The organism is Frankia sp. AiPs1, assembly GCF_023716945.1.
Taxonomy (GTDB): domain Bacteria; phylum Actinomycetota; class Actinomycetes; order Frankiales; family Frankiaceae; genus Frankia.
Genome location: NZ_JAMQQF010001130.1, coordinates 1 through 697 on the forward strand (window position 1 = coordinate 1; position 697 = coordinate 697).

General features: G+C 77.0%; 1 protein-coding gene. It reads left to right on the forward strand.

Going from position 1 to position 697, the window contains the following annotated elements; genetic code table 11:
* A partial coding sequence (locus ND748_RS33275; protein WP_251750188.1) for an SDR family NAD(P)-dependent oxidoreductase occupies nt 1–579 on the forward strand: 579 nt, incomplete at its 5' end.
* Nucleotides 580–697 lie beyond the last annotated feature (118 nt).

Consider the following 697-nt stretch of genomic DNA (forward strand, 5'->3'; position numbering starts at 1 on the left):
GTGCAGGCCGACGCCGGCGTCCGCGCCGACGTGGACGCCGCCGTCGCCGCGGTGCGCGCCGGCCTCGGCCCGGTGACGAGCCTCGTCAACGTCGCCCAGACCACCCGGTACGGCTCGATCCGCCGGCTCACCGAGGACGACCTCGACGCCGTCTGGCAGTCCGGCCCGGTCGGGTCGCTGCGGTTCATGCAGGCCTGCTTCGACGACCTGCGGGCCGCCCGCGGCAGCGTGGTCAACTTCGGCTCCGGCAGCGGGCTGACCGCCCGGCCCGCGATGGGCGCCTACGCCGCCGCCAAGGAGGCGCTGCGGACGATGAGCCGCGTCGCCGCCGCCGAGTGGGGCCGCTACGGCATCCGGGTCAACGTCGTCTGCCCGCTCGCCGGCTCGCCCGGCTTCGACAGCTGGACCGCCGACCTGCCCGACGCCGCGGCGAGCCTCGCCGCCCAGGTGCCGCTGGGCCGACTCGGCGACGCCGAGGCCGACGTCGGCCGCGCCGTGGTCTTCCTCGTCGGCCCGGACGCGCAGTACATCACCGGCACGACGCTGATGGTCGACGGCGGCTATGACTACCTCCGGTGAGCCGACCGGCCGCGCCGGCGCCCAGGGCCCGTTAGCCGGCGGTCCACCGGCGGGCGGGTCGTTGGCCGGCGGTTCGTTGGCCGGTGAGGTCGCGCTGGTCACGGGGGCGGGTTCGGGG